Below are 4,469 nucleotides of genomic sequence, written 5' to 3'. Positions count from 1 at the left end.
GTCGTGCCGATCGCGGTGGACGACGACACCCGCACCGAGGGAAGCCGGCTGCTGCCCGCCTCCGACGGGCAGGCCCGCGAGCTGGCCGTGCACCGCAACGCGCCGGGCCACCTGCTGGTCAGCGACCGCACGGCGCGGCCGGTGGTGGACGAGCTGAGCTGGGAGCAGGACGGCACGCTGCTGGTCGGCGGCACCTGCCCGGGCACGGACGACTCCCCGGTCGACCTCGTCCTGCTGCACCGCGCACACCACGAGCGCAAGGCCTTCCCGCTGACGTTCGCCGACGGCCGGTTCACCGCCCGGATCACCCCCGCGGCCGTCCGCACGCAGGCAGGCACGCTGCCGCTCCGCCCGGGCCGCTGGAACCTGGTGTTCCAGGACGCCGCCCAGGGCTCCGAGCCGACGCCGGTGATGCTCGCCGACCACCTGGTCGAACGTTTCCCCCAGAGCCGGGTCGTCGACGGACGCACCTACGCCGTGCAGTGCTACTCCTACGACCGGCTCGCGCTGGAGGTGCTCTCGGCGCTCAAGGACGACGAGCGCGGCCCCTACCGGCAGAAGCTGCTGCGCACCACCGTCTACCCGCAGGCCCGCACCCAGCCGCTGCGCGACGCGGTGCTCTACGACAGCTACACCGGCAAGCAGTTCTCCGACTCGCCGCGCGCCGTCTACGAGGAGCTCCGGCGGCGCGACGCCGACCTGGAGCACCTGTGGGTCGTCCGCGAGGAGCAGGTGGAGCTGCCCGAGGGCGCCCGCGCCGTCCGCATGTGGGGGCGTGAGTGGTTCGAGGCGATGGCGCGCTGCCGGTACATCGTCACCAACGCCCACCTGCCGCACTGGATCAAGCGGCGCCCGGGCCAGGTCATCGTGCAGGCATGGCACGGCACGCCGCTGAAGAAGATCGGGCACGACATCGAGGACGTGCAGTTCGCCAACAGCCGGTACCTGGAGAACGTCGCCGAGGAGTCCCGCAGCTGGAGCTTCCTGGTCTCCCCGAACCGGTTCAGCACGCCCATCCTCAAGCGCGCCTTCGCGTTCGACGGGGAGATGCTGGAAGCCGGCTACCCCAGGAACGACATCCTCTACGCGGCGGACCGCGACGAGGTCGCCAAGCAGGTCAGGGAGCGCATCGGGCTGCCGCCGGACAAGAAGGTCGTGCTGTACGCGCCGACCTGGCGGGACGACCAGTTCTACGGCCCCGGACGCTACAAGCTGGACATGCGCATCGACCTGGAGGCGGCCAGGAAGCAGCTCGGCGAGGACCACGTGCTGCTGGTCCGCAGGCACCCCAACGTGGTGGACACCGTGCCGGGGGAGGGCGGCGGCTTCGTGTGGGACGTGTCGGAGTACCCGGAGATCGGCGAGCTGTTCCTCATCGCGGACGTGCTCGTCACCGACTACTCGTCCCTGATGTTCGACTACGCCAACACCGGTCGCCCGATCCTGTTCTTCACCTACGACCTGGAGCACTACCGCGACCAACTGCGCGGTTTCTACTTCGACTTCGAGCGGGAGGCGCCCGGTCCGCTGCTCTCCACCTCGGAGGAACTGGTGGCCGCGCTGCGCGACCTGGACCCCGTCACCGAGCGCTACCGGGAGGCGTACCAGGCGTTCCGGCACACCTTCTGCGACCTCGACGACGGCCGGGCGTCCAGCCGCGTCATCGACCGGATGCGGGAACTGGCCGCCGCGGAGCACGACGAGGGCGCCCGCTGACGCGCCGGACGGGGTGAGCGCCGCACGCGCCCACCCCACGCCCGAGGGGCGCCCTCCCGTCACCGGGAGGGCGCCCCTCGCGCTTGGGCGGCGGACTCCTACAGGTCGACCAGCTTGAGCGCGAACTGGCCGCGCACACTGAAGTAGGGCCGCAGCTCGCAGCGTCCGGAGGAGCGCCGGAACAGCGGACCCCTGCGGTCCGGGACCTCCAGCACCGGCCGGGGGAAGGTGAAGACGGTCATCGGGTCCAGCACGTCGGTGGCGCTCTTGCACAGCCGGACCGGTTCCCGCTCGCTGCCAGGGGAGAGCCACAGGTCCCAGACCTCCTCGCCCCGCTCGTGACCGAACACCATGTCACCGCAGGGGATGTCGGCCCGGAACGCGCCGCCGCCCGACCGCTCCACGCGAAAGCCGAGATTGCGCTCCGGCGTGCCGCGGTGCACCGCCGTCACGGTCGCGTCCGCCTCGACGTCCGCACCCCACAACTCGCCGGTGACACACACCGACTCGCTGGTGACGGTGACCGGACCGACCTCGGCGTGCACCTCCCGCGCGACGCTGCGGACCCGGACCTCCCCCTCACTGCTCACGTGGGGGTGCAGCAGTTCCAGCACCGGCCCGTCGGAGGCCGGCAGGTGCACGGAGAGCAGGCCGCGGGTGTCGCAGCTGTCGGCCCGCAGTGAGGTCAGCGCGGTGTCGGGGTGCTCGACCGACAACTGCCACTCGCCCTCGGCCAGCCCCCGCCGCCTGGGCACCACCGCGAGCAGCCGGCCGTCGGACGGGCGGAACGGGACGCGGACCGGCGCGGCGCCCGTGCCCGACGGCAGGCAGACCAGCGTCGGCGGCTCGGCGGAACCGGCGGCCGGCAGCGTGACGTGCAGGTCGCCGGAGCCGGACTCGTCGATCCGGCAGTCGGCCTTCGCCTGCCGGGAGCGGCGGGCGAACGCCTGCTGGAGGATTTCCTCGAACCGGTCGGCGCTCGCCTCGGGTGAGAACCTGGCCGCGTTGCGTTCCGCCGCCGCACCCATCGCGGTGCGTCGCTGCTCGTCCTCGATGAGGGTGGTCAGCGCGGCGGCCATGGCCTCCACGTCCCCGACCGGCACCAGCTCCCCGTCCTCGCCGGGGGTGAGGATGTTCCGCGGCCCGTGGTCGCAGTCGGTGGCGATCACCGGGAGCCGGCAGGACATCGCCTCCACCACCACGTTGCCGAACGGTTCACGCCGGGACGGCAGCACGAACACCGAGCCCTTGGCGAGTTCCCGGGTGACGCCGCTCACCGCCCCCATCAGCAGCACGTTGTTGTACGCGTGCAGCTCCTCGATCTGCCGGCGCAGCCGGGCGCGCTCCGGCCCGTCGCCGTAGATGCGCAACTGCCATCCGGGGTGCTTCTCGGCGGCGATGGAGAACGCGGCGATCAGGTCGTCGAAGCCCTTGTGCTTCTTCAGCAGGCCGGCGGTGACCACCACCGGGTTGTTCCCGTCGGACGTGCAGTCCCGGGCCAGGGGCACGCAGTTCGGCATGACCGCGAGGTTCCGTCCGTCACCGAGCGCCTTGCTCAGCACCGTGAGCTCCTCCGGGGTGAGCACGGTGACGGCGTCCAGCGCCCGGTACGCGGCGAACAGCGGATCCCGGATGTGCCGGTGGAAGGTGGTGGGGCGGGAGTGCTCCTGGGCGACCTTCAGATACGTGTCGCGGCCCGCGCGGTGCAGCACCGAGGTGATGCGGGGGTTGGAGCTGACCACCACGTCGGCGTCCGTGGTCTGCAGGTACTCCAGCAGCCGCAGCTCGGCGAGGCGGCTGACGTGCGGAACGTCCTCGCCCGGTTCGCCGGGGTAGACCTTGGGCTGCTCCCGCATCAGCGGGTTGTCGCCGTCGTACGTCGGCGACGTGGGACGCACGTCGGTCAGATCCACCACCCGGGCCCGGTCGTCGAGCGGCATCGGAGACGTCTCCCGGTCCCGGCGCAGGGAGACGACCTCGACCTCGTGACGGGCGGCGAGCGCGCCGGCCAGGTTGTGCGTCGCGCTCACCACCCCGCCCAGCCGGTAGCGGTCCACCATCAGGAAGGCGATCTTCATCGGTGTGACTGGTCCTTTCGCGGTGCACATCCCGTTCACTCGGATTACCCCGATTTAGCGGTGTCAGTGCCCCGGCGCGAGCAGGCGCCGGATCCTCCGCGTCACGACGCGCAGCGCGCTGCGCGGACCGGGAGCCAGACGCAGCGCCAACGAGCCGCGATGGGTGGCGTACGGCTGCACCAGCAGCAGGCCGTGCCGCCGGCTGGGCGCCACCGTGCGGCGCAGGCCCGCCCCGGTCGGACGCACCGCCGTGTACAGCGAACGGCCGTTGTCGCAGCGGATCCGCGCGTAGACGTCCCAGATGTCCACCGGGCCCCCGGCAGGACCCGACCGGTCGGCCAGCGCGTCCAGATCCAGTGACAACCGGGCCGTCCAGCCGCCGCCGTCCCGATCCGGCTGCGCGTTGCGCGACTGGCCCAGCCGGCCGTCCGCCCGGTGGCGCAGCTCGATGTCCACGCACCGCACGCCGGCACCCGCCAGCCGGCCGTACATGTCGTGCGCGCGCAGCCGCACCCCGGACCGGCCGGTGAGCTCGGCCTCCACGGTCAGCGGCAGCCGGTACAGCGGCTTGCCCTCCATGCCGTCCAACGGCGCCTCCGGCAGGTCGGCCGACCACACCGGGCTCCCGTTCGCGGCGGCGTAGGGCGGCAGCAGGCGGGCCGGGCGCGCCGCCAG

The 4,469-nt window shown here is 72.5% G+C and carries 2 protein-coding genes and 1 pseudogene; 1 reads left to right on the top strand and 2 read right to left on the bottom strand.

The annotated features are described in order from the left end of the window. Window positions 1-1,716 (top strand): CDP-glycerol glycerophosphotransferase family protein (locus tag ACYVE9_RS16860; protein ID WP_461028687.1); only part of this gene is annotated, 1,716 nt, incomplete at its 5' end. Window positions 1,717-1,814: 98 nt separating this feature from the next. Here the strand turns inward: ACYVE9_RS16860 and ACYVE9_RS16855 are convergent. Further along, window positions 1,815-3,794: a glycosyltransferase family 4 protein gene (locus ACYVE9_RS16855; RefSeq protein ID WP_461028686.1), complete on the bottom strand. Its 1,980-nt coding sequence runs from the start codon at window positions 3,792-3,794 to the stop codon at window positions 1,815-1,817. Between the two features lie 63 nt (window positions 3,795-3,857). Next, window positions 3,858-4,469 (bottom strand): annotated as a pseudogene (locus ACYVE9_RS16850) (transferase); the annotation flags it as partial.

The organism is Streptomyces sparsus, assembly GCF_054776295.1.
Note: the sequence above shows the minus strand (reverse complement) of the source record. Positions and strands in the feature narration are given on the sequence as shown.

Excerpts from the sequence above, each read along its gene's own strand:
- ACYVE9_RS16855 (WP_461028686.1), bottom strand. The coding sequence starts at position 3,794 with ATGAAGATCGCCTTCCTGATGGTGGACCGCTACCGGCTGGGCGGGGTG.